Source organism: Micromonospora sp. CPCC 206061, assembly GCF_036906915.1.
GTDB lineage: Bacteria > Actinomycetota > Actinomycetes > Mycobacteriales > Micromonosporaceae > Phytohabitans.
The window spans coordinates 61,227-82,096 of record NZ_JBAKHX010000024.1; the positions used below are offsets into that span (position 1 = coordinate 61,227).

Here is a 20,870-nt window from a genome sequence, read left to right on the forward strand (position 1 = left end):
GCAGAACTATAACCTGTTCTAGTGGAACACTTCGACCTCGTAGTAGTGGGAAGTGGCGCGGCGGGCATGACGGCAGCGCTGACCGCCGCGCATCACGGGCTCACCACGGTCGTCCTGGAGAAGGCGAGCGCCTTCGGCGGCTCCACGGCACGGTCGGGCGGCGGTGTTTGGCTACCGGGTAACGACGTGCTGCGCCGCGCGGGCGTGCCCGACAGCGAGGAGCGGGCGCTCACGTACCTGGCGCACGTGGCCGGGCCCGAGGTGCCGCAGGCGCGGCAGCGGGCGCTGATCGAGCACGGGCCGGCGGCGCTGGCGTTCGTCGCGGCGCACTCGCCGCTGCGGTTCTCGTGGGTGCCCGGGTACGCCGACTACTACCCGGAGGCGCCGGGCGGGTTACCACAGGGGCGCACGATCGAGCCGGTGCCGCTCGACGGGCGGGTGCTGGGGAGCGACCTCGACGCCCTCGCGCCGCCGTACCTGCCGGTGCCGGAGGGCATGGTCGTGACCGCGGTCGACTACCGGTGGCTGTCGCTGGGCGCGCGGCACTGGCGGGCGGCGCTGACCGCGGTGCGGCTCGGCGCGCGGGCGGCCGTGTCGCGAGCGCTCAAGCGGCGCCGGATCGGCATGGGCCAGGCGCTCGCCGCCGGCCTGCGCGCGGGGCTGCGGCGGGCCGGCGTTCCGGTGTGGCTGGACACCCCGATGGCCGACCTGCACGTCGTGGACGGCCGGGTGACCGGCGTACGGACAGCCGATGGCCGTCTCATCGGAGCCCGCCGGGGTGTCCTGATCGCCTCTGGCGGCTTCGAGCGCAACGAGGCCATGCGCCAGCGGCACCAACGGGCACCGATCGGTGCGCAGTGGACGGTCGGCGCGCCCGGCAACACCGGCGACGGGATCGCGGCCGGTGAGCGGCTGGGCGCCGCGCTGGACCTCATGGACGACGCGTGGTGGGGCCCGTCGATACCGCTGCCGAACGGCCCGTACTTCTGCCTGGCCGAGCGGAGCCTGCCCGGCTGCCTGATCGTGAACGAGCGGGGGGAGCGGTTCGTCAACGAGGCCGCGCCCTATGTGGACGCCGTGCACGCCATGTACGACACCGGGAGCGTGCCCGCGTGGCTCGTCGCCGACCAGACCTACCGCGACCGGTACCTCTTCGCCGGGCGCGGACCGCGCGCACCGCTCCCCCGCCGCTGGTACGAGGCGGGGGTGGCGCACCGCGCCTCCAACCTGGACGGCCTGGCCGCCAAGATCGGCGTACCGGCGGACGCGTTGCGCGACACCGTCGAGCGGTTCAACGGGTTCGCCGCACTCGGCCGCGACCTCGACTTCGGCCGCGGCGACTCCGCTTACGACCGGTACTACGGCGACCCGCGCAACCACCCCAACCCGTGCCTCGCGCCGCTGCGGAGGCCGCCGTTCCACGCGTTCCGGATCGTCCCCGGCGACCTGGGCACCAAGGGCGGGCTGCGCACCGACGAACGCGCCCGCGTCCTGCGCCCGGACGGCTCGACGATCCCGGGCCTGTACGCCGCCGGCAACGCCAGTGCCTCGGTGATGGGCCACAGCTATGCGGGCGCCGGGGCGACCATCGGACCGGCGATGACGTTCGGCTACCTGGCCGCCCTCGACGCCGCCAAGGAGGCGTGATGCCCATCGACCCCGCCGTCGCGATCGGCGCCGAAATGCCTGGCCGCGACCTGTCCTGGACCACCACCGACGTGCTGCTGTACCACCTGGCGCTGGGCGCCCGCGCCGACGAGATGTCCTATGTGTACGAGCGGGACCTGCGGGTGCTGCCGACGTTCGCGGTGGTGGCCAGTACGCTGCGCGACACCGCGCCACCCGCGCTCGACATGCCCGGGGTCGACGTGAGCCTCGCCAGCGCCCTGCACGGGCGGGAGGAGCTGGTCATCCACCGCCCGCTGCCCGTCGCCGGTGACGCTAAGGCCTGGTCACGGATCGCGGACGTGTACGACAAGGGCAGCGCGGCCATCGTGGTGCTCGAGATCGGCACGCCGTACTACACCATCCGCAGGAGCGTCTTCCTACGCGGTGAGGGCGGCTTCGGCGGTGACCGCGGGCCGAAGACGACCGTGGCGGTGCCGGAGCGGGCGCCGGACGCCGAGGTGCTGTGCCACACCTGGCTGGAGCAGCCCATGCTGTACCGGCTGCTCGGCGACCGCAATCCCTTGCACGCCGACCCGGACTTCGCCGCGCTGGCCGGGTTCCCGCGCCCCATCCTGCACGGCCTTTGCACGTACGGCATGGTGTGCAAGGCGGTCGTGGACGCGATGCTGGACGGCGATCCGTCCACGGTGACCGGATACAGTGCCCGCTTCGCGGGCGTGGTCTTCCCCGGCGAGACGCTGCGCGTGCGGATCTGGCGCGCCGACGGCGGATACGCCGTGACCGCGACGGTGGTCGACCGCGACGACGCCCCGGCCCTCTCCGACGCCCTGCTGACCGTCAGCGGGTAGCGGGGCGCCTCAGCGACCAACTCCCGGTAGAACCGCAGCAGCCTCGGCGATTCGGCCATCGGCCAGAAGATCGACCCGGCCAGGACCGTCGGGCCGAGCGGGTTGAGCCGGAACTCGAACTCGGTGACGACGCCGAAGTTTCCGCCGCCGCCGCGCGCGCCCCAGAACAGGTCCGCGTTCTCACCTTCGCTCGCCTTGACGAACTCGCCGCCCGCGGTGACGACGTCGACCGACAGCAGCCGTCGCTCCCGCGGCCTCACCCGCCGCGGTCCCACAACCCACCCGGCCCGCAGGGCCGGAAGCCAAGGTCGGTGGGGTGGCAGGTGCTGCCGCGAATAAGCTTTGCTCTGCTTCCGTATAGGAAACAGTCCGCGTCCGCAAAGCAGACGCCAGGTGTTTCCTCCGCGGAAGCAGAGCAAAGCACGTCGGGACCGCATCCATCTCGGGCGCCGCGCGCTGGGTCGATTGTGGACCGCGCAGGGTGAGGCTGCGGGAGCGACGGTCTGGTCCACGGCGGACGCCGCGGCAGCCCAAAACTCAGTCAGAGGGGGGCGACGATCAGGGCGCTCGTCGGGACGCCGGTGCCGGCGGTCACCAGGATCGGGCCCGGGTTGGGGACCTGGTTGGCGGCGGTGCCGCGCACCTGGCGTACCGCCTCGGCGATGCCGTTGACGCCGTGGATGTACGCCTCGCCGAGCTGGCCCCCGTGCGGGTTGAGGACCAGCCGCCCGCCCGGCTCGATGCCGCCGCCCGCGAGGAAGTGCCGGGCCTCGCCGCGCGGGCAGAAGCCCAACTCTTCCAGCTGCATCAGCACGTACGGCGTGAAGTGGTCGTAGAGCACGGCCACCCGCACGTCGTCCGGCGTGTATCCGGAGCGCCGCCACAGCTGCCGGGCCACGACGCCCATCTCCGGCAGGCCGGCGAGGTCGTCGCGGTAGTAGCTGGTCATCACGTACTGGTCGGGGCCGCTGCCCTGGGCGGTCGCCCGGATGACAGCGGGCGGCTGGGGCAGGTCGCGGGCGCGGTCCAGCCGGGTCACCACGAGCGCGACCGCGCCGTCGCTCTCCTGGCAGCAGTCGAGCAGCCGAAGCGGCTCGGCGATCCAGCGGGAGGCCTGGTGGTCGGCGAGGGTGATGGGGCGCTCGTAGAACCAGGCGTGCGGGTTGGTGGCGGCGTGCCGGCGGCTCGCGACGGCCACCCGGCCGAAATCCTCAGTGGACCCGCCGTACTCGTGCAGGTAGCGCTGTGCCACCATCGCCACCATCGCGGCGGGCGTGGCGAGGCCCATCGGGTAGTGCCAGCCGGCGTCCACACCGGACGACGTGGGCGCACCGGCCAGGGCGTGCGACACCTGGCCGAACCGGCGGCCGGAGCGCTCGTTTAGCGCCCGGTAGCAGACGACGACCTCGGCGAGCCCGGCGTCGACGGCCAGCACCGCCTGCTGCACGACCCCGCAGGCCGCGCCGCCGCCGTACCCGACCTGGCCGAAGAACGTCAGCTCCGGCACGCCCAGCTCGCGGGCCACGGCGATCTCGGTGCTGGTGTCCATCGTGAACGTCACCAGGCCGTCGACATCGGACGGTGCCAGCCCGGCGTCGGCGAGCGCGGCCCGGACCGCCTCGACGGCCAGCTTCAGCTCGCTGCGCCCGGAGTCCTTGCTGAACTCGGTCGCGCCGATCCCCACGATGGCGGTCATGCGCCGCCTCCCGCAGCCGCCACCAAGCGGAGGAGAGCGCCGGCTAGCACAGCACTCATGGCAGACGCACCCTCACCGTGCCGGTGACGTGGGCGCCGACGCTGTTGCGCCCGGCCACGTCGACCACGCACTCGCCGCCGGCGACCTCCGCCACTCGCCCCGTGAAGGTCAGCGTCTCGTACGGGTAGCAGGGCACGCCCAGCCGGATGGCGATCCGGCCCACCACCGCCTCCGGTCCGGCCCAGTCGGTGACGTACCGCTGCACGAGCCCGGTGGTGGTGAGGATGTTGAGGAAGATGTCCTTGCCACCGCGCCGCACCGACCGGTCGCGGTCGTGGTGGACGTCCTGAAAATCCCGGGTCGCGATGGCGGTGCTGACAACGAGCGTCGGCGTGATCTCGACGGCCCACTCGGGAAGGGCGGTGCCGGCGGCGCTCACGAGAGCCGCCACGCGGGCAGCGCCAGCGACGCGTCGACGCGCACGAAGTCGACCCGCACCGGCGCGCCGACCCGCACCTCGGCCGGATCGCAGTCCAGCAGTTCACCCACCACGCGTACCCCTTCCGGCAGCTCGACCAGCGCGACGACGAACGGTGCCTCGCGGCCCGGCACCGCCGGGTGGTGGTGCACGACGTAGCTGTACACGGTGCCGGTGCCGGCCGCGATCACGTACCCGGGTTGCATGGCGCCGCAGCGCGGGCAGGACGGGCCGGGCGGGTGCCGCAGCGCGGCGCACTCCTCGCACCGCCAGATCCGCAGTTCTCCCTTGACCGTGCCGGCCCAGAAGTACTCGGTGTCGGGGCTCACCACGGGGCGCAGCACGGCCTGCGGCGCCGGCTTGTACTTGAGCACCCGGAAGAGCATGGTGGCGACCGGTTCGGCGCCGACGTACCAGGTGCTCTCGGTGGTGACGAACCAGCCCTCCCCGAGCGCGGTCCGCTTGGGCCCGGTGACGTCGACGAGCCTGCCGCGCACCGCCACCCGCTCCCCCTCGCGCAGGTACCGGTGGTACGTCTGCTCGCAGTTGGTGGCCACCACGGAGGTGAAGCCGGCCGCGTCCAGGGCCGCCGACATCGCGGCGAGCGGGTCGTGCGGGTCGGGAGCCGGGCGCAGGCCACGCATCGTCCACACCTGCGTCATCGCGGGCGGCGCGACCCCGTCGCGCTCGTACACCGGGTTTTCGTCGCCCATCGCCTCCAGCCAGTTGCGCACCATCGGCATGTTGACCGGGTCGCGGGCGACCCGCGGTGGGCTTTCGCCGGCCGCGATGATGCGCTTGACCTCATCGAGGATGTCCCCGCTCATCGCGGCACCCGAGGCAACGACAGGCCGGCCGTCGCGATCAGCTCCCGCTGGATCTCGTTGGCCCCGCCGCCGAACGTCAGCACCAGGTTGCGCTTGGCCTGGACGTCCAACCAGGACAGGAGCCGCCCGGTTTCCTCGTCGGCCGGGTCGCCGTACCTGCCGACCACCTCCGTCAGCTCCTCCCCGAGCCGTTGCAGGCTCTCGGACGCGAACACCTTGGTCGCCGAGGCGTCCGCCACCCGCACCGGGTCGACGGCCGCCACCTGCCAGTTGAGTAGCTCGTTGACGCGCAGCGTGGCGTGCGCGCGGCTCAGCGCGTGCCGCACGTCCGGCTCGTCCACGAGGGAGCGCGCCGCCGCCCAGTCCCGTACCCGGTCATAGAGCGCGCCCAGCCGCCCGGCCGGCCCGAGCATCACCCGCTCGTGGTTGAGCTGGGTGGTGATGAGGCGCCAGCCGGCGTTCTCGGCGCCCACCCGCATCTCGACCGGCACCCGCACGTCGCTGTAGTACGTGGCGTTGATGTGGTGCGCGCCGTCGGCCGTGATGATGGGCGTCCACGAGTACCCGGGGTCGCTGGTGTCGACGATCAGGATCGAGATGCCCTTGTGCTTGGGCGCGTCCGGGTCGGTGCGGCACGCCAGCCAGACGTAGTCGGCGTCGTGCCCGCCCGTGGTGAACGTCTTCTGTCCATTCACGACGTACTCGTCGCCCTGCCGCACGGCCCGGGTGCGCAGCGACGCCAGGTCGGTGCCGGCGCCCGGCTCGGTGTACCCGATGGCGAAGTGGATGTCGCCGGCCAGGATGCGGGACAGGAAGAACGCCTTCTGCTCAGCTGTGCCGTGGGTCAGCAGGGTCGGCCCGACTGTCTGGAGCGTCACCGAGGGCAGCGGTACGTCGGCCCGCACCGCCTCGTCGACGAAGATCTGCTGCTCCACCGGCCCGAAGCCGCGCCCGCCGTACTCCACCGGCCAGCCCACGCCCAGCCAGCCGTCCCGGCCCATCCGCCGCACCACCGCGCGGAGCACCGGGCCCTGCCGCTCGCGCAGCAGCGCCGCCCGCTCGTCAGGACTCATGAGGCCGGAGAAGTACGCCCGCAGCTCGGCGCGCAGCGCGTACTGCGCCTCGGTCAGGTCGACGAACACGGCACCTCCCCCAGGCGGTACCGCGCGCCGCCGATGAGCCGCACCAGGTCGGTCACCAGCGCGGAGTAGCGGTGCAACGGGTAGCTCACGTCGAGCCCGACGCCGCCGTGCAGGTGGTGGCAGGTGCGCATGGCCGGTGGTCCCTGACTGGCGAGCCAGTACGCGGCGATGCTCAGGTCGGTGTCGGCAGGGCGGCCCGTGGCGAGGCGCCACGCCGCCGCGAGCGCCGCCAGATGCGTGGTGCGTGCGGCCACGTACACGTCGGCGACCTGCTGCGCCACAGCCTGGAACGCGGCCAGCGGCTTGCCGAACTGTTCACGCGCACCCACGTACGTCGACGTGCGCGCCAGCGCCCCGGCGAGGACACCCGCTCCCGTCGCACAGGTGACGGCCAGCGCGCACCGGTACACCTCCGCCACCGTCACGCCGGACAGCGGCTCGGCGGCCACCCCGTCGAGCCGCACGGTGTACTCCGGGTCGCCGGTCGAGCTGGGGGTGCGGTGCAGCGTCACGCCGGGAGCGGTCGGGTCCACGATGGCCACCGCCGTACCGCCCTCGGTGCAGACCGGCACCAGGATGCGGCGGGCCTGCTCGGCGTGCGGGACGCCCACCTTCACGCCGGTCACGGCCGGAGTCGCCACCGTGCGCGGGTTCGCGGGCATCGGGTCGCCGGGCTCGCGCAGGGCGGCGGTCAGCAGCGCGTCACCGGCCGCGACTCCGGACAGCAGCGCCGCCCGCTGCGTCGCGTCGGTCGCGCGTGCCGCCGGCAACACACCCAGGGCAAGGGCGAGCGCGGGCACCGGCACCGCCCGCCGGCCGACCTCCGCGAGCGTCAGGCACGTTTCCAGTACACCCAGACCCGCCCCGCCCGACTCCGGCGGCACCGCGAGGGCCAGCAGGCCGGCCTGGGCGAGCGCCTTCCACATCCGCTCGGGAGGGTCGTCGCCGGTGCCGTCGAGCACCTCGGCGGCGAGCCGCACCACGGCCTCCTGCGTCTCGTCGGGCGCGAAATCCATCAGCGACCCTCCCGCGCTCGTTGGCGCTCGCTCCGCTCGCCCGGCCCTCGGGGCAAACCGAGCACCCGCTCGGCCACGACGGACAGCAGGATCTGTGTGGTGCCGCCGGCGATGCTCAGGCACCGGCTCAGCAGGAACTCGTGCACCACCTCGGCGCTGTCGCCGTCGGCCGCGGCGCCGTCTTCGCCGAGGCACACCAGCGCGGCCTCGGCGACCGCCTGCCGGTGCGCCACGCCGACCAGCTTCGCCACGGCCGACTCCGGGCCGCTGGGCTGGCCGTCGAGGCGGCGCAGCGCGGCGCGCACGTCCAGAAGGGACACCGCGAGGCCGCCGGCCACGAGACCGCCGAGCAGCTCCGCCGGGGCGCCGGTCGCGACCAGCCGCTCCACGCCTTCGCCGAACGACGACCCGCGCGCCATCGCCACCCGCTCGTACGCGAGCGTGCCGCGCGCCAGCCGCCACCCTTCGCCGGGCTGGCCCACGACACAGTCGTCGGGCACGAACACCCCGTCGAGGAAGACCTCGTTGAAGACCGCGCGCCCGGTCAGCTCGCGCAGCGGCCGCACCTCGACGCCCGGCGAGCGCATCGGCACGAGAAAATACGTGAGCCCCTTGTGTTTGGGCGCGTCGGGGTCGGTGCGCGCCAGGCAGATGCCCCAGTCGGCGTCGGCCGCCAGTGAGGTCCACACCTTCTGGCCGGTGAGGCGCCAGCCGCCCGGTGCCGCCTCGGCGCGGGTGCGTAGCGAGGCGAGGTCTGAGCCGGCCTCGGGCTCGCTGAAGAGCTGGCACCAGGTGATCTCGCCGCGCAGCGACGGGCCCGCGAAGCGCTCGCGCTGGGCGCCGGTGCCGTGGCGGAGGATCGTGGGCACCGCCCAGCCGGCGATGGCGAGGTCGGGGCGGGTCACCCCGGCGCGGTCGAGCTCGGCGTCCAGGGCGAGCTGCTCGACCGGCCCGGCACCGAGCCCGTACGGCGCCGGCCACTGTGGAGCGATGTATCCGGCTTCGGCGAGCGCCGACCGCTGCAACTCCGCCGGCAGCGCGGCGATCTCGGCGACCCGGGCGCACATCTGCGGTGGGGCGGCTCTGTCTCCTATGGACAGGGTGCGCCGGGCGCCCGCCACTGCCAGCTCGGCCGTCCGCGCGCGCCAGACCGCGCCGCCGCCGAGGAGCTGGCGCAGCCCCACCGCCCGGCGCAGGTACAGGTGGGCGTCGTGCTCCCAGGTGAAGCCGATGCCGCCGAGCACCTGTACGCAGTCCTTGGCGTTGTCGACGCCCGCGTCCAGCGCGACCGCCGCCGCGGCGGCCACCGCGAGCGGAAACTCCTCCGGCGCCTCGTCGAACGCCCGTGCCGCGTCCCACACGAGCGCGGTGGCCTGCTCGGTGCGGCAGAGCATCTCGGCGCACATGTGCTGTACCGCTTGGAACGCGCCGATCGGCTGGCCGAACTGATGGCGCACCTTGGCGTACCCGGTGGCCGTGCGCGTTGCCCAGCTGGCGACGGCGGTGGACTCGACGGCGGCGAGCAGCGCCGCGATGTCCTTGACCCGCGCGGCCGTGAGCGGCAGGCGGCGCTCGGCGGGTGGTGCGCCGATGTCGACGGCGCCGAGCGGCCGTGAGAAGTCCACGGCCACGCGCGGTCGAACGTGGGCGTCGAGCAGATACCACCCGCCGTCGAGCGGCAGCAGCGCGTGTGAGGCGCCGGCGCCGAGCACGGGCGCGCCGGGCACGAGGCCGACGGCCACGGACGCCTTGCCGGCCGCGAGCGCGGGCAGCAGCTCCTTGGCGGCGGGCGTGTCGGCGTGGTCGGCCAGCGCCAGTGCCGCGACCAGCGTTGGCAGCACCGGTCCGGGAACCAGAGCATCCGCGAGGGCTTCGACGGCGGCGGCCAGGTCGGCGGCCGTGCCATCCGCCCCGCCCGACGCCTCGGGCAGCGCGATCGCGAACACGCCAAGGCCGGCCACTCCCGCCCAGTGCCGCTCCCAGGCCGTTGGGGTGTCCTCCATCGCCCGGACGGTCGCGAGTGTGCCCGCGTCGGCGGCCCAGCGGCGCACCGACTCCCGCAGGGCCCGCTGCTCCTCCGTGATGGCGATCGGCACGCTGAAATTAGAACACGTTTCACTACGTTGAGACCAGTACACATGCGCGTAACAGCAGCATTGCTAGTCTTAAGGCACCTAGATCCCGGAGAGGAAGCATGGCAGCGCCGAGAACAAATACCAGCAATCCCGCTTTGGGTACGCTCGCCGCCGAGGCCGAGCAAGGCTCCGCCGCGCAGCGCGACCGGCGCCGCCGCATCCTCGACGCGACGCTCCAGCTCGCTTCCAAGGGCGGCTACGACGCGGTGCAGATGCGCGCCGTCGCGGAGCGGGCCGAGGTGGCGCTCGGCACGCTGTACCGGTACTTCCCCTCCAAGATCCACCTGCTGGTCTCGGCGCTGGCCCGGGAGCTGGACCGCTCGCAGGAGAAGCTCAACCGGGCGCCCATCCCCGGCGACACGCCGTACGACCGGATGCTGTTCGTGCTCGGCAAGGTGACCCGCTCGATGCAGCGCGATCCGCTGCTGACCGAGGCGATGACGCGGGCGTTCATGTTCGCCGACCCCTCCGCGGCCACCGAGGTCAACGCCGTGGCGCGGCTGATGGAAGACATGTTCACGCGCGCCATCCACGAGGGCGACCCCTCCGCGGACGACCGGGCGACGGCCCGGGTGATCGGTGACGTCTGGCTGTCGAACCTGGTCGCCTGGGTGACCCGGCGCGCCTCCGCCAACGACGTCATCAACCATCTCGAGCTCGCCGCCCGGCTGCTGCTCGCCACGCCCCGGGCCGAAGAAACCTCAGAGTAGGGCGGTGAACTTGGCCAGGGACTGCGCAGCGGCGGTCCCGGCCTGCTTCTCCAGCATGCCCGCCATCGGTCCGGCCAGCGCCGGCCCATTGAACTCCATCTCGTACGTGATCTTGGAACCATCGCCGGACGACTCGACGAAGAAGCGGTTCGCCGCCTTGACGCCCATCGGGCCGTCGCCGGCCAGTTCGAGGCGCCCCGGCGCGTCGGCGGTCGCCACCCGCCACGCCATCTCGGCCGGCATCCCCATGAGCTTCACCCGCTGGCGGTACGCCGCGCCCTCGGTGAGCGTCGCTGGCACCTCCCCCGTGAAGCCCTCGTGCATGGTGTTCCACTCCGCGACCCGGGGCAGGTCGGTCGCGAGCTCCCACACGCGTTCCGGCCCGACGGCGCTCTCCGCTGAAACGGTTACCTTCGGCATTACTAACCTCCCGTAGCTTTGGTTCCGACCGTAACTTGTTCTAACTCTGGGCCAGGTCACGGCCGGCGACGTACCCGAAGGTCATCGCCGGACCGAGCGTCGAGCCGGCGCCCGCGTAGCTGTGCCCCATGACCGCTCCGCTCGCGTTTCCGGCCGCGTAGAGGCCGGGGATCACCGAGCCGTCGGGGCGCAGCGCCCGGGCGCGCGCGTCGGTGCGGATGCCGCCCTTCGTGCCCAGGTCGCCAGGGACGATCTTGAAGGCGTAGTACGGCGGCAGGTCGAGCGTCGCCAGGCAAGGACTGGGCCGGTTGGTGAGGTCGGCGAAGTACGCGTCGTAGGCGCTGTCGCCGCGGCGGAAATCGGTGTCGCGACCGGCGCGCGCCGCGCCGTTGAAACGGGTGATCGTGGCGCGCAGGGCCGCGGGCGGCACGCCGATCTTGGTCGCCAGGCCCTCGATGGTCCAGTCGCGGTGCAGCGCACCGCTCGAATACCACGAGTCCGGGTACGGCAGCGCGGGCGAGACGTCCTTGAACAGGTACCGGTTGCGGTACTTCTGGTCGGTCACCATCCAGCACGGGATGTGCGGGACCTGGGCGGTGTGCTTGTCGTACATGATGTGCACGACGTCGGAGTACGGCGCGGCCTCGTTGACGAACCGGTTGCCGGCCGCGTTGACGAAGATGTTGCCCGGCAGGGTGCGTTCGGACAGGCAGAAGTACGGGCCGTCCGGCAGCGGGATCATCGGTCCCCACCAGGCGTCGTCCATCAGCTCCAGGCCGGCGCCGGCCCGCGCCCCAGCCTCGATGCCGTCGCCGGTGTTCGAGGCGGCGCCGACCGTCCAGTCCACGCCGATCGGCTCGCGCTGGAACTGCTTGCGCATGCGCTCGTTGTGCTCGAACCCACCCGAGGCGACGAGCACCCCTCGGGTGGCCTTGATGAGCAGGTCCTCGCCGTCGGCGGTGGTTGCCCAGACGCCCGCGACCCGCCCGTTCTGCGTGTACAGGTCGGTCAGCGCCGTGTTGAGCAGCACCGGCACGTCGGCGGCGATCAGGCCGGCGCGCAGCCCACCGGCCAGCGCCTGCCCCATGGTGATCGGCTTCTGGCCCCGCAGCGAGAGCTCCAGGTACCGGCGGACGATCTCGGTGGCGGTGGCCAGGCCGCGCGGGTGGCGCGCGATCAGCGCCAACCACTTGTAGTCGACGGCCAGCACCACCGTGCCCGCGGGTACGGCCAGGTAGGGCGGGTTGAGGTTGGCGTACTCGGTGCCGAGGATGTTGGCGTCGAGCGGTGCCGGCTCGATCGAGCGGCCGTTCGGCATGCCGCCGGGCAGCTCGGGATAGTAGTCCGGGTAGCTCTCCATCCAGGAGAACCGCAGCGGCGTGTTCCTGAGCAGGAACGAGATGGTCGCGGGGCCGTTGTCGAGGTACGCGCGCTGCCGCGCCGCCGGAGCGCCGGACCCGACGACGGCCGACAGGTAGGTCGATGCCTTGGCTGGCGTGTCGGGCACGCCGGCGGCGAGCACCACCTCGTTGTTGGGCACCCAGATGCCCGCGCCGGAGCGGGCGGTGGAGCCGCCGTACTTCCCGGCCTTCTCGATGAGGATGGTCCGCAACCCCTGTTTGGCCGCGGCCAGGGCGCCGGTCATGCCCGCCGCGCCCGCCCCGACCACGACGGCGTCGTACTCTACAGTGGTGGTCATCACACCTCCTCAGAATTAGAACAGGTTATAACTAAGACATGGGCCGGAGCTACCACGCGATCGACTCCACTTCCCCGATTCCGCCTGAGACCGCCTCCATGGAGGAACGGCGCGCGGCCATCGCGGAGCTGGGTGAGGCGCTGCGCACCCTCGTCGAGCAGGCCGCCGCCACCGAGGCACCGGCCGACGAGCTACGCCGCGCCGCCGCCCTCGTGCGCGAGGCCACCATCCCGGTCGGCAAGCAGCAGCGCACGCGCGGCCAGCTGCCCAGCGCCGACGACCTGCTCGGCGGCGTGCGGATGTACAACCCGGTGTGCGGCGACGGCAGCGCTATCGCGCCGCCGATGCACGTCGAGGTCGTCGACGGGGCCGCCGTCGGCACGTGCACGCTCGGGCTCGTCTACGAAGGGCCGCCGATGTACGCCCACGGCGGGATCAGCGCGCTTCTCCTCGACCAGATTCTGGGGTACGCCACCAGCGTCGCCGGTCACCCGGGGATGACCGTGCGGCTCGACACGCAGTACCGTGCGCCCGTGCCGCTGCAGACGCCGTTGCGGCTGGCCGCCGAGGTGGTGGGCGTCGACGGTCGCAAGGTGACCGCCCGCGCCACCATCACGACAGCGGCCGACCCGGAAACGGTGCTGGTCGAGGCCACCGGCCTGTTCGTCGCCCTCCGCTCAGACCAGGCAGAACTCCTCTTCGGCGAGGCGCTCCACCCGGATGCCGCGAACCCCGCGGCCGCCCACGACTAGCGCGCTCGCTCGTCGCGGCCAACGGGCGGTCACCGTCGCCAGCTGAGCTGTTACCGGGCGGCGTAGAACCGGCGGTGTAGGTCGTGGACGCGCTCGGTGAGTTTGTACACCGGGCCTTCCACTTCGGCCCAGGGAAGGATGTCGCGGATCGGCAGCGCGCGTACGGGCGGCGGGGGCGCGTCGATCTCGGCGAGCCACCCTTCGAGTTGGGCCGACGAGGCCACGTACACGATCCGGCCGAGCCCGACCCAGCCGTGCGCTGCCGCGCACATCGGGCAGTGTTCGCCGGAGGTGTACACGGTCGCGGCCTCGCGCTCCGCCGGGGTGAGGTGCGCGGCCGCCCAGCGCGCCAGCGCTAGCTCAGCGTGCTGGGTCTTGTCGCCGCCGGCGGTCCGGTTGTGTTCCTCGGCGAGCAGGGTGCCGTCGCCGCCAACGAGGACGGCACCGAACGGCTCGTCGCCCCCGGCCAGCGCCTCCTCGGCAAGCTCGACGCAGCGATGCAGATACCGAAGATCCCCGTGGCCCACCATGCCGGCCAGCCTAGAGGGGTGAGGCTCCGCGTGGCCCCGCGGGCACCGATCAAGGAGATCTGCATCGATCAAGGCCAAACGCACGCGGAAAAGAGATCGAACCACGTGGGTTTGGCCTTGATCGGCGGGAGGGGGCGGGCGGGTTACGTGGTGCGTACGGCGGCGGCGACCTCGACCTCTAGGGCGGCGCCGGGTAGGAAGAGGCGGGTTACCTCTACCGTGGTGCTCGCGGGGGGTGGGGTGCCGGTGCGGGCGAAGACGCGGCGGCGTACGGCGCCGTACGCCGGCAGGTCATCCAGGTTGGTCATGAACGTGCGCACGTGCAGTACGTCGCCGAAGCCGGCGCCGTGCGCGGCCAGCACACCGCCGATGATCTCGAAGACACGTTCGGACTGCGCGGTGACGTCGCCCGGCGCGTACACGGCTCCGGTGTCGTCGACGGCGACCTGGCCGGCGAGCATCAGCAGCGCGCCACCGCCCACGTCGACGCGGGCCACGTGCGCGAACCGGTCGCCGAACGGCGCGGCCACGCTCGCCGGGTTGTCGAGGGTCACGTGCACGGCATACTCCTTATTGGGCGATGGCACCGAGGTCGGCGCCTCGGTCTTCCACAGTGGACAGCGCTGCCGCCGCGCCGCGGGCGACCGGGGCGGGCGCCGTGCCCAGCGCGCGCAGCGCGAGGTCGAGGTCCTTGGCGGCGAGCGCCACGCTGAACGCGGATCCGCCGCCGAGCCGGCCGGCCACGCCGCCCAGCGCGCCGGCGCCGACCACCTCCAGTGCGGCGTCCCGGTCGACGCCGAGCGCCTCCGCGACCGCGAGGGTGTCGGCGAGCGCGGTCACGGCGGTCACCAGAGCGGTGTTTGCGACGAGCTTCATAGCGGCACCGGCGCCGAGGCGGCCGCAGCGGCGCACGGCGCCGAGCGCGGACAGCACGGGTTCGACCCGGTCGAGCGCGGCAGGGTCACCGCTGGCGAGCAGCCGCCGGGCGATCGGCGCGCCCATGTGTCCCGTTCCGAGTACGGCGATTGTCTTCACAGCGGCAACGGTAGGGCGACCACCGCCATGCTACCAACGAATGTCACGCATGACTGCGATGCGTAAGTAACATGGGTTGGTGCAGATCCAATCGCTGGAGGTCTTCCAGGCGGTCGCCCGGCACGGCTCCATCACGGTGGCGGCGCGGGCGTTGCGATACACCCAGTCGGCTGTGTCCCGGCAGATCGCCGCGCTGGAGGCGGAGACCGGCACCCGGCTGTTCGACCGGCTCCCCCGTGGTGTCGCGCTCACCGAGGAGGGACGCTGCCTGCTCGGGCACGCGGACGCGGTACTCGATCGGCTGGCGACCGCCCAGCGCGACCTGGCGGCGCTGCGCGGCCTTGGTGCCGGACGTCTGCGGGTCGGCGCCTTTCCCACCGCGGTGGCCGCGCTGGTGCCGCGCGCGCTGTCCGCGTTCCGCGCGGGGCACCCCGACGTGGCGCTGTCCCTCGTGGAGGGTCGCACGCCGCGACTGCTGGAGCGCCTTGCCGAGGGCGACGCCGACGTGGCCGTGGTGAGCGCACCGCCCGACCAGCCGCTGGACGACGGCCGGTTCGCGCTGCGGCACCTGCTCGACGAGCGGCTGCTGGTGGCGGTGCCGCGCACGCACCGGCTGGCCCGGCGGCGCACCGTGCGGCTGGCGGAGCTGACCGACGAGTCCTTTGTGGTCGGCTCCGCGACCGCGGAGGAGACGCTGCTGCGGGCGACGCTGCCCAGCGGGTTCCAGCCGCGCATCGACATCGTCGCGGCCGAGTGGACGGGCAAGCTCGGCTGCGTCGCCGCGGGGCTCGGCGTGGCCCTGGTGCCGGCACTCGCGATCCGGGCCACGCCCGCCGACCTCGCGCTGCTGCGGCTGCACCGCGACGACGCGACGGTGCGTCAGGTGTTCGCCGCCACGCTGGCGGGCCGCCGCACCCCGCCAGCCGTCGCACCATTCGTCGACATGCTCGTCGACGAGGCGGCGGCGTTGTAGCCGGGCACGAGCGGCGCTCTTGGCCGCGACGCTCGCGAGCTGACGCCGCGCCACCGATCAGGGAGAAATGCGTCGATCAAGGGCAAACGCACGCGGGAAAGAGATCGAGCCACGTGCGTTTGCCCTTGATCGACGGGGCTGGCTGGGCGCCACAGTGGCGGGGTCAGCCGGCCAGGTGGCCCCAGCGGGATTCCAGGTCGCGCCAACTACCTTGGGCCACCGGGCTGCCGGCCGCCAGGACGACCACGCGGTCGGCCTGGGCCAGCGCGGCCCGCTTGGACGTCGAACCCACCACCGTCACGCCGTGCGACCGCAGCGCCCGCCACAGGTCCAGCTCAGTCGTGACGTCGAGCGCGGACGACACGTCGTCGGCGACCAGCAGCTCGGTGCGCGGCGCCAGCGCCCTGGCCAGCGCCAGCCGCTGCAGCTGCCCACCGGACAGGCGGGTCCCCTTGTGCCCGATCAACAGCGAGAGCCCCGCGCCCGCGGCGGCCAGGTCGTGGTCGAGCTGGGCGGTGGACACCGCGCCAGCCGCGTCGACCTCGTGGCCGAGGCGGATGTTGTCGGCGACGGTGCCGGACAGTACCCGCGGTAACTGGGCCACGTAGCCGACCTGGTTCGGCCGCAGGAACAGCTCCGGCTCGGTGACCGGCTGGCCGTTCCAGAGCAGGTCGCCGGTGTGGTGCACGATGCCGGCGAGCGCCCGCAGCAGCGACGACTTGCCTGACCCCACTGGGCCGAGCAGGAGCACCAGCTGTCCACGTTCGACGGCCAGGTCGACGTCGCGGACGCCGACGGTGCCGTCCTCGTGCACGGCGCTGAACCCGACGAGCTCCAGCCTCCGCAGCGGGTGCCGGGGCGCGGCCGACGGGGCCGGTGCGGTGCCCTCCGACAGGTCGAGGCCCGGCACGGCCGCGGAGTACTCACTGGTGCCGGTCATCGCGACCGTGCGGCGGGTCCACACGCGGGCCGAGGGCAGCTGCGAGACCAGCGACGCGGTCGTCCACGCGAACCACTGTGCCGAGTACAGCGTGGTCACCGCGACCAGTGCCGCGCCCGACGACAGCGAGCCGCCCAGGTACAGCGACCACACCGCGATCGGCGCCAGTCCACTGAGGATGGCGGGCGTGGAGCGGGCCCACACCTGTACCGAGATTTCCCGCCGCTGGCGGTCGCTGCGCGTCCGGTCGAGCCCGGCCAGGTGCGCCAGCACCGGCCCGGTCGCGCCGGCCAGCTTGACCGTGCGGGCCGCGGACAGCGACGACACCAGCGCGGTGGCGAACGCGGCGCGGGCCGACACGGTGCGCCGGGCGGCCCGCTCCAGCAGCGGCGCGAACAGCGTCGCCGCCAGGCCGGAGAGCACCATCGTCCCGAGGAAGAACAGCCCCGGCACGATCGACCCGGACACCGCCGTCATCGACACCAGCACCAGCACGGCGATGCTCTGGTCGATCAGGTTGTCGGCCAGCACGACCACGCGTTCGGTCTCGCCGCCCTGCGCCACCACGGCGGCCGGGCTGTGCGAGCTGACCCGGCGCGGGCCGGTCTGCCCGTGTACGAGGCGGGCGCTGATGCGCAGCATCTGACGTACCCACCACTCAGGGAACCATTGGAACGTGCGGTACGGCACCGGTATCGCCACGAGCAGGCCGGCGACGATGCCGGCGGCCGGCCAGAACAGCCCACCAGAGCCGTCGACCAGGTCGGCCCACAGCCACGACAGCAGCGCGCTGTCGAGGCCGAGAAGCACCATGACGATGAACAGCGACACCGCGCCAAGGCCGTAGCGCGGGTCGTTGGTGGCCAGCCGCACGATCTCGCGCAGGGTGCGGGCGGGCGGCGGATCCGGTACCGGTGGCGGGTCGGTCTTGGGCGGCGCGGCGATCTCCGTCGCTGGCAGCATGACCATCGTCTCCACCCGGGCCGGTGCCTCCGCGAGGGCGACCGCACCGGCGGCGCCACCGCGCGCGGGCATCGCGGCCCCCGCCGTTGCGAGCAGCCGCGCGAACCGCTCCGACTCCTCCAGCGGGCCGGCCTCGACGACCTCGCCGTCGGCGAGCACCACGACCTCGTCGCAGCGGCGCACCGAGGAGAGCCGGTGCGCGATGACGATGCCGATCCGGTCGCGCAGCAGGCGGTCGGTGGCGCGCTGCACGCGGCGCTCGGTGACCGGGTCCATCCGCGCGGTGGCCTCGTCGAGGATCACCACGTGCGGGTCGCGGACGAGGATGCGCGCGAACGCCACGAGCTGCTCCTGGCCGGACGACAATACGTGGCCGCCCTCGCCGAGCTTGGTCCGCATGCCGTCGGGCAGGTCGGCGACCCACGACGACAGGCCGAGCTCGTCGAGCGCGCGGGCCGCCGGTTCGAGCAGGTCGGGGTCGAACAGCGCGATGTTCTCGGCGAGCGTGCCGGCCAGCACCTCGGTGCGCTGCGGCACCACGGCCACCCAGCGACGCAGCGCCTCGACGTCGACGTCGAGCAGGTCCACCCCGCCGAGGAACACGGTGCCGCGGGGCACGTCGACGGAGCGCGTCAACACCTTGGCCAATGTGGACTTGCCGGAGCCGCTGCGCCCGATCAGCGCGTAGGAACGGCCGCGGGCGAACGCCAGGTCCACATTGCTCAGCGCGGGTCGGGCGCCGCTGCCGTACCCGAAGGTCAGGCCGCGGACGGCGAGGTCGCCATCGGTGGGCGCGGCACCACCGGCCGGTTCCTGCTTCGCGTTTCGCAGCAGCTGTACCCGGGCCCAGGCACCGAGCGCGTGCTGCAGCTCGGGCACCATCCGGCTCATCTGCTCCACCGTCCCGCCGAACGCCATCGCCAGCAGCCACACGGCCGTCAGCCGCGCGCCGTCGATCCGGCCGCCCGCGAGAGCCCACACGCCGCCGGCCACCAGCACGGCGATGCCGGCGCGTATGGCACCCGAGGCGATCGTCGTGACGTTGGCCGACAGCCGCCACACCACGCGGCCGCGGCGGAGCACCCGGCTGGCCCGCTGGGCGTACAGGCGCAACACGTACGGGCGGGCGAGCGAGCTGCGCACGTCGTCCTGGCCGTGGATGGACTCCTCCATCACGGCGGCCAGGTCGGACCACGCCTCCTCCTCTTTCATCCGCGCGGCGGAGATGCGGCTCGCGGGGCCTTTCAGGCCTGCGGTGAGCGCGGCGGCCAGCAGGAACATGGCGACCGCCGCGGGCCACCACACGATGACCGCGGTCACGATGGACAGCAGGCCGATGGTCAGTGCGCGGGCGACCCGGACGCCTTCGTTGCGCAGGGCGGCACCCACCTGGTAAACGTCGCCGTCGATGCGGTCGAGCAGCTCGCCGACCGGCGTGGTCTCCAGCGTCGGCAGGTCCTGGCCGAGCGCGACCCGGCAGAGCCGGCGGCGTACGTCGGCGGTCCAGTCGGCGGTGAGTCCGGCGGCGATGAGGTTGACGACCAGCTCGCTGAGGACGGCGGCGACGAGCGCCGCGGCGAGCACGACGAAGAGCGTCGCTGAGCGGTCGACCAGTACCGGGCCGGCGAGCGCGGCGGCCGCCGCCTGCCCTGCGGCGCCGAGCACGACGAGTCCGGCCACGAGCGCGACGCGGCGCGGTGACGTGGCCCACAGGTCGCTGAGCAGGCGCATGGCAGGCATCCCCCGGAAGTTTGGTTGCGGCCTTCCAGCCTCCGCTCCTTACCGAATGTCCTCAACGGATTTACGGGCTCGCGGCCAGGAAGAGGAACGCGAACAGCAGCGCAAGCTGCACGCCGCCCTGCGAAAGGGTCGCCCGTCCGGGTACCACTGTGAGGACGCCCACCACGACGGTGAGCGAGAGCAGCACGATCTGCGTGCCGCCGAGTCCGAGCAGCAGCGGCCGTCGAGCCAGATGGACGCGACCGCGATCGCCGGGATCGTGAGGCCGATGCTCGCGATGGCCGAGCCGAGCGCGAGGTTGAGCCTGATCTGCCCCGGTCGCGGCGGGCGGCGCGGACCGCCGCCAGGGTCTCCGGCAGCAGTACGAGTAGCGCGATCACCACACCGACGACGGCCTGCGGCAGCCCGGCCGTGGCGACACCGCTCTCGATGGCCGGGGAGACGGACTTGGCGTCGCCCACCACGGCCACCAGCGCGAGCAGCAGTAGGCCGAGGGACGCGGCCAGGACGGACCGACGGGCGGTCCGGCTGAGCGGTCCGGCTGACCGGCGGACGTCCACGCGTCGCACGGGAGGTCGCGAAGCCGCAGCCGCGCGCGGAAGTCAGGGCAGGAGGTCGGCTCGGAGTCGGGCCAGCGCGGCGTCGAGGTCCGGACCCGGGTCGCCGTCGACGAGCCAGACCAAGCCACCGGTGCCGGGAGAGCGACGGACCGCCACGCGGACGGTGCGGCGCGGTCCGAGCTCGACGCGGGTGACGGCCAGCGCGGTCCACGCGATGCGCTCGCGCGCCAGCGCGAGCAGCGGCACGGCCGACGGCACGGCCAGGACCGTGCGGGGCGGGGTGTCGGGTGACCAGCCGGTCAGCACCAGGCCATGACCGTCTTCCCAGGTCACGCGTGCGATCCGCTCCCAGCCAAGCCGGGCATCGCGGTGATACAGGGCGCGGTCGGTCGCGACCACCTTCGCGCCGTCGGCGGTGGCGGCGGCGAGGACGCGCTCGCCGGGCGCGAACGGCACCGGGCCGACCCGGCCGCGCGCCGCGAACGGTAACCAGGTCGTGATCGCGGCCATGACAGCCTCCCCAAGCCGCCCCACGATACCACAATCATCGATGTCTTTAGATATATGAGCGCGCACGTTCGGGGAGAACGCGGCATCCGCCGGCGCCTAAGGCCTGTGTGCGGCCGTTCGACCGGCGTCGCCGGTCGTCTGGGTCCGCCGCAGCCCGGTCATCCACTTCGACACCGGCCCTGGGCCGCGAATTCCCTGATGTTGCGGCAACACCGACCGCGCCCGTCCGTATCCCGCCCACGTCCCGCCACAGACCCGCCGATCAAG

18 protein-coding genes and 1 pseudogene are annotated in these 20,870 nt (G+C 73.2%); 5 read left to right on the plus strand and 14 right to left on the minus strand.

Annotated elements, in window-relative coordinates; genetic code table 11:
* Positions 1–21 precede the first annotated feature (21 nt).
* Both kstD (V6V89_RS18410) and V6V89_RS18415 read left to right on the plus strand, forming a co-directional pair.
* Complete coding sequence (kstD, locus tag V6V89_RS18410) at positions 22–1,647, plus strand: 3-oxosteroid 1-dehydrogenase (RefSeq protein ID WP_334620381.1); 1,626 nt, start codon at positions 22–24, stop codon at positions 1,645–1,647.
* The gene (locus V6V89_RS18415) at positions 1,647–2,477 is read left to right on the plus strand and encodes a MaoC/PaaZ C-terminal domain-containing protein (RefSeq protein ID WP_334620382.1); all 831 of its coding nucleotides are present in this window, start codon (positions 1,647–1,649) and stop codon (positions 2,475–2,477) included. The genes kstD (V6V89_RS18410) and V6V89_RS18415 overlap by 1 nt, the downstream gene beginning before the upstream one ends.
* Before the next feature lie 541 nt (positions 2,478–3,018).
* Here V6V89_RS18415 and V6V89_RS18420 read toward each other — a convergent pair.
* The 6 genes from V6V89_RS18420 to V6V89_RS18445 are packed head-to-tail and all read right to left on the minus strand — an operon-like array spanning position 3,019 to position 9,732.
* Positions 3,019–4,173, minus strand: coding sequence for a lipid-transfer protein (locus V6V89_RS18420; RefSeq protein ID WP_334620383.1), 1,155 nt, complete (start codon positions 4,171–4,173; stop codon positions 3,019–3,021).
* 55 nt (positions 4,174–4,228) lie between these two features.
* A complete protein-coding gene (locus V6V89_RS18425) occupies positions 4,229–4,624 on the minus strand; it encodes a MaoC family dehydratase (RefSeq protein ID WP_334620384.1) in 396 nt (131 codons plus the stop codon).
* A complete protein-coding gene (locus V6V89_RS18430) occupies positions 4,609–5,478 on the minus strand; it encodes a bifunctional MaoC family dehydratase N-terminal/OB-fold nucleic acid binding domain-containing protein (RefSeq protein WP_334620385.1) in 870 nt (289 codons plus the stop codon). Before V6V89_RS18430 ends, V6V89_RS18425 begins: the two co-directional genes overlap by 16 nt.
* Complete coding sequence (locus tag V6V89_RS18435) at positions 5,475–6,620, minus strand: acyl-CoA dehydrogenase family protein (protein WP_334620386.1); 1,146 nt, start codon at positions 6,618–6,620, stop codon at positions 5,475–5,477. The genes V6V89_RS18430 and V6V89_RS18435 overlap by 4 nt, the downstream gene beginning before the upstream one ends.
* Positions 6,605–7,636 carry an acyl-CoA dehydrogenase family protein gene (locus V6V89_RS18440; protein WP_334620387.1) on the minus strand — a complete coding sequence of 344 codons (1,032 nt, stop codon included), beginning with the start codon at positions 7,634–7,636 and terminating at the stop codon, positions 6,605–6,607. The genes V6V89_RS18435 and V6V89_RS18440 overlap by 16 nt, the downstream gene beginning before the upstream one ends.
* Positions 7,636–9,732: an acyl-CoA dehydrogenase gene (locus V6V89_RS18445; protein WP_334620388.1), complete on the minus strand. Its 2,097-nt coding sequence runs from the start codon at positions 9,730–9,732 to the stop codon at positions 7,636–7,638. Before V6V89_RS18445 ends, V6V89_RS18440 begins: the two co-directional genes overlap by 1 nt.
* Positions 9,733–9,830: 98 nt before the next feature.
* Between V6V89_RS18445 and kstR the strand changes: the two genes are divergently transcribed.
* Positions 9,831–10,481, plus strand: coding sequence for a cholesterol catabolism transcriptional regulator KstR (gene kstR / locus V6V89_RS18450; RefSeq protein ID WP_334620389.1), 651 nt, complete (start codon positions 9,831–9,833; stop codon positions 10,479–10,481).
* Here kstR and V6V89_RS18455 read toward each other — a convergent pair.
* Positions 10,473–10,901, minus strand: coding sequence for a type II toxin-antitoxin system Rv0910 family toxin (locus tag V6V89_RS18455; RefSeq protein ID WP_334620390.1), 429 nt, complete (start codon positions 10,899–10,901; stop codon positions 10,473–10,475). The two genes, kstR and V6V89_RS18455, sit on opposite strands and share 9 nt — an antisense overlap.
* 40 nt (positions 10,902–10,941) lie before the next feature.
* Positions 10,942–12,600: a 3-oxosteroid 1-dehydrogenase gene (kstD, locus tag V6V89_RS18460; protein ID WP_334620391.1), complete on the minus strand. Its 1,659-nt coding sequence runs from the start codon at positions 12,598–12,600 to the stop codon at positions 10,942–10,944.
* 98 nt (positions 12,601–12,698) lie between these two features.
* Between kstD (V6V89_RS18460) and V6V89_RS18465 the strand changes: the two genes are divergently transcribed.
* Entirely contained in the window at positions 12,699–13,352 is a 654-nt protein-coding gene (locus V6V89_RS18465) for a PaaI family thioesterase (protein WP_442935170.1), read from the plus strand.
* A 50-nt stretch (positions 13,353–13,402) separates the two neighbouring features.
* Here the strand turns inward: V6V89_RS18465 and V6V89_RS18470 are convergent, their stop codons facing one another.
* The 3 genes from V6V89_RS18470 to V6V89_RS18480 all read right to left on the minus strand — a co-directional run bounded on the left by V6V89_RS18470 (position 13,403) and on the right by V6V89_RS18480 (position 14,917).
* On the minus strand, positions 13,403–13,882 hold the full coding sequence (locus V6V89_RS18470; protein WP_334620393.1) for a nucleoside deaminase: 480 nt from the start codon (positions 13,880–13,882) through the stop codon (positions 13,403–13,405).
* 143 nt (positions 13,883–14,025) lie between these two features.
* Entirely contained in the window at positions 14,026–14,442 is a 417-nt protein-coding gene (locus V6V89_RS18475; RefSeq protein ID WP_334620394.1) for a RidA family protein, read from the minus strand.
* Positions 14,443–14,452: 10 nt separating this feature from the next.
* The gene (locus V6V89_RS18480; protein ID WP_334620395.1) at positions 14,453–14,917 is read right to left on the minus strand and encodes an NAD-binding protein; all 465 of its coding nucleotides are present in this window, start codon (positions 14,915–14,917) and stop codon (positions 14,453–14,455) included.
* A gap of 79 nt (positions 14,918–14,996) precedes the next feature.
* Here V6V89_RS18480 and V6V89_RS18485 point away from each other — a divergent pair, with 79 nt between their 5' ends.
* Positions 14,997–15,890, plus strand: coding sequence for a LysR family transcriptional regulator (locus V6V89_RS18485; protein WP_334620396.1), 894 nt, complete (start codon positions 14,997–14,999; stop codon positions 15,888–15,890).
* A gap of 163 nt (positions 15,891–16,053) precedes the next feature.
* Here V6V89_RS18485 and V6V89_RS18490 read toward each other — a convergent pair whose 3' ends face one another.
* From V6V89_RS18490 to V6V89_RS18500, 3 genes and pseudogenes are all read right to left on the minus strand, one after another.
* On the minus strand, positions 16,054–19,524 hold the full coding sequence (locus V6V89_RS18490; protein ID WP_334620397.1) for an ABC transporter ATP-binding protein: 3,471 nt from the start codon (positions 19,522–19,524) through the stop codon (positions 16,054–16,056).
* Positions 19,525–19,594: 70 nt separating this feature from the next.
* Positions 19,595–20,069 (minus strand): annotated as a pseudogene (locus V6V89_RS18495) (ionic transporter y4hA); the annotation flags it as partial.
* A 66-nt stretch (positions 20,070–20,135) separates the two neighbouring features.
* Positions 20,136–20,603: a hypothetical protein gene (locus tag V6V89_RS18500; protein WP_334620398.1), complete on the minus strand. Its 468-nt coding sequence runs from the start codon at positions 20,601–20,603 to the stop codon at positions 20,136–20,138.
* Positions 20,604–20,870 lie beyond the last annotated feature (267 nt).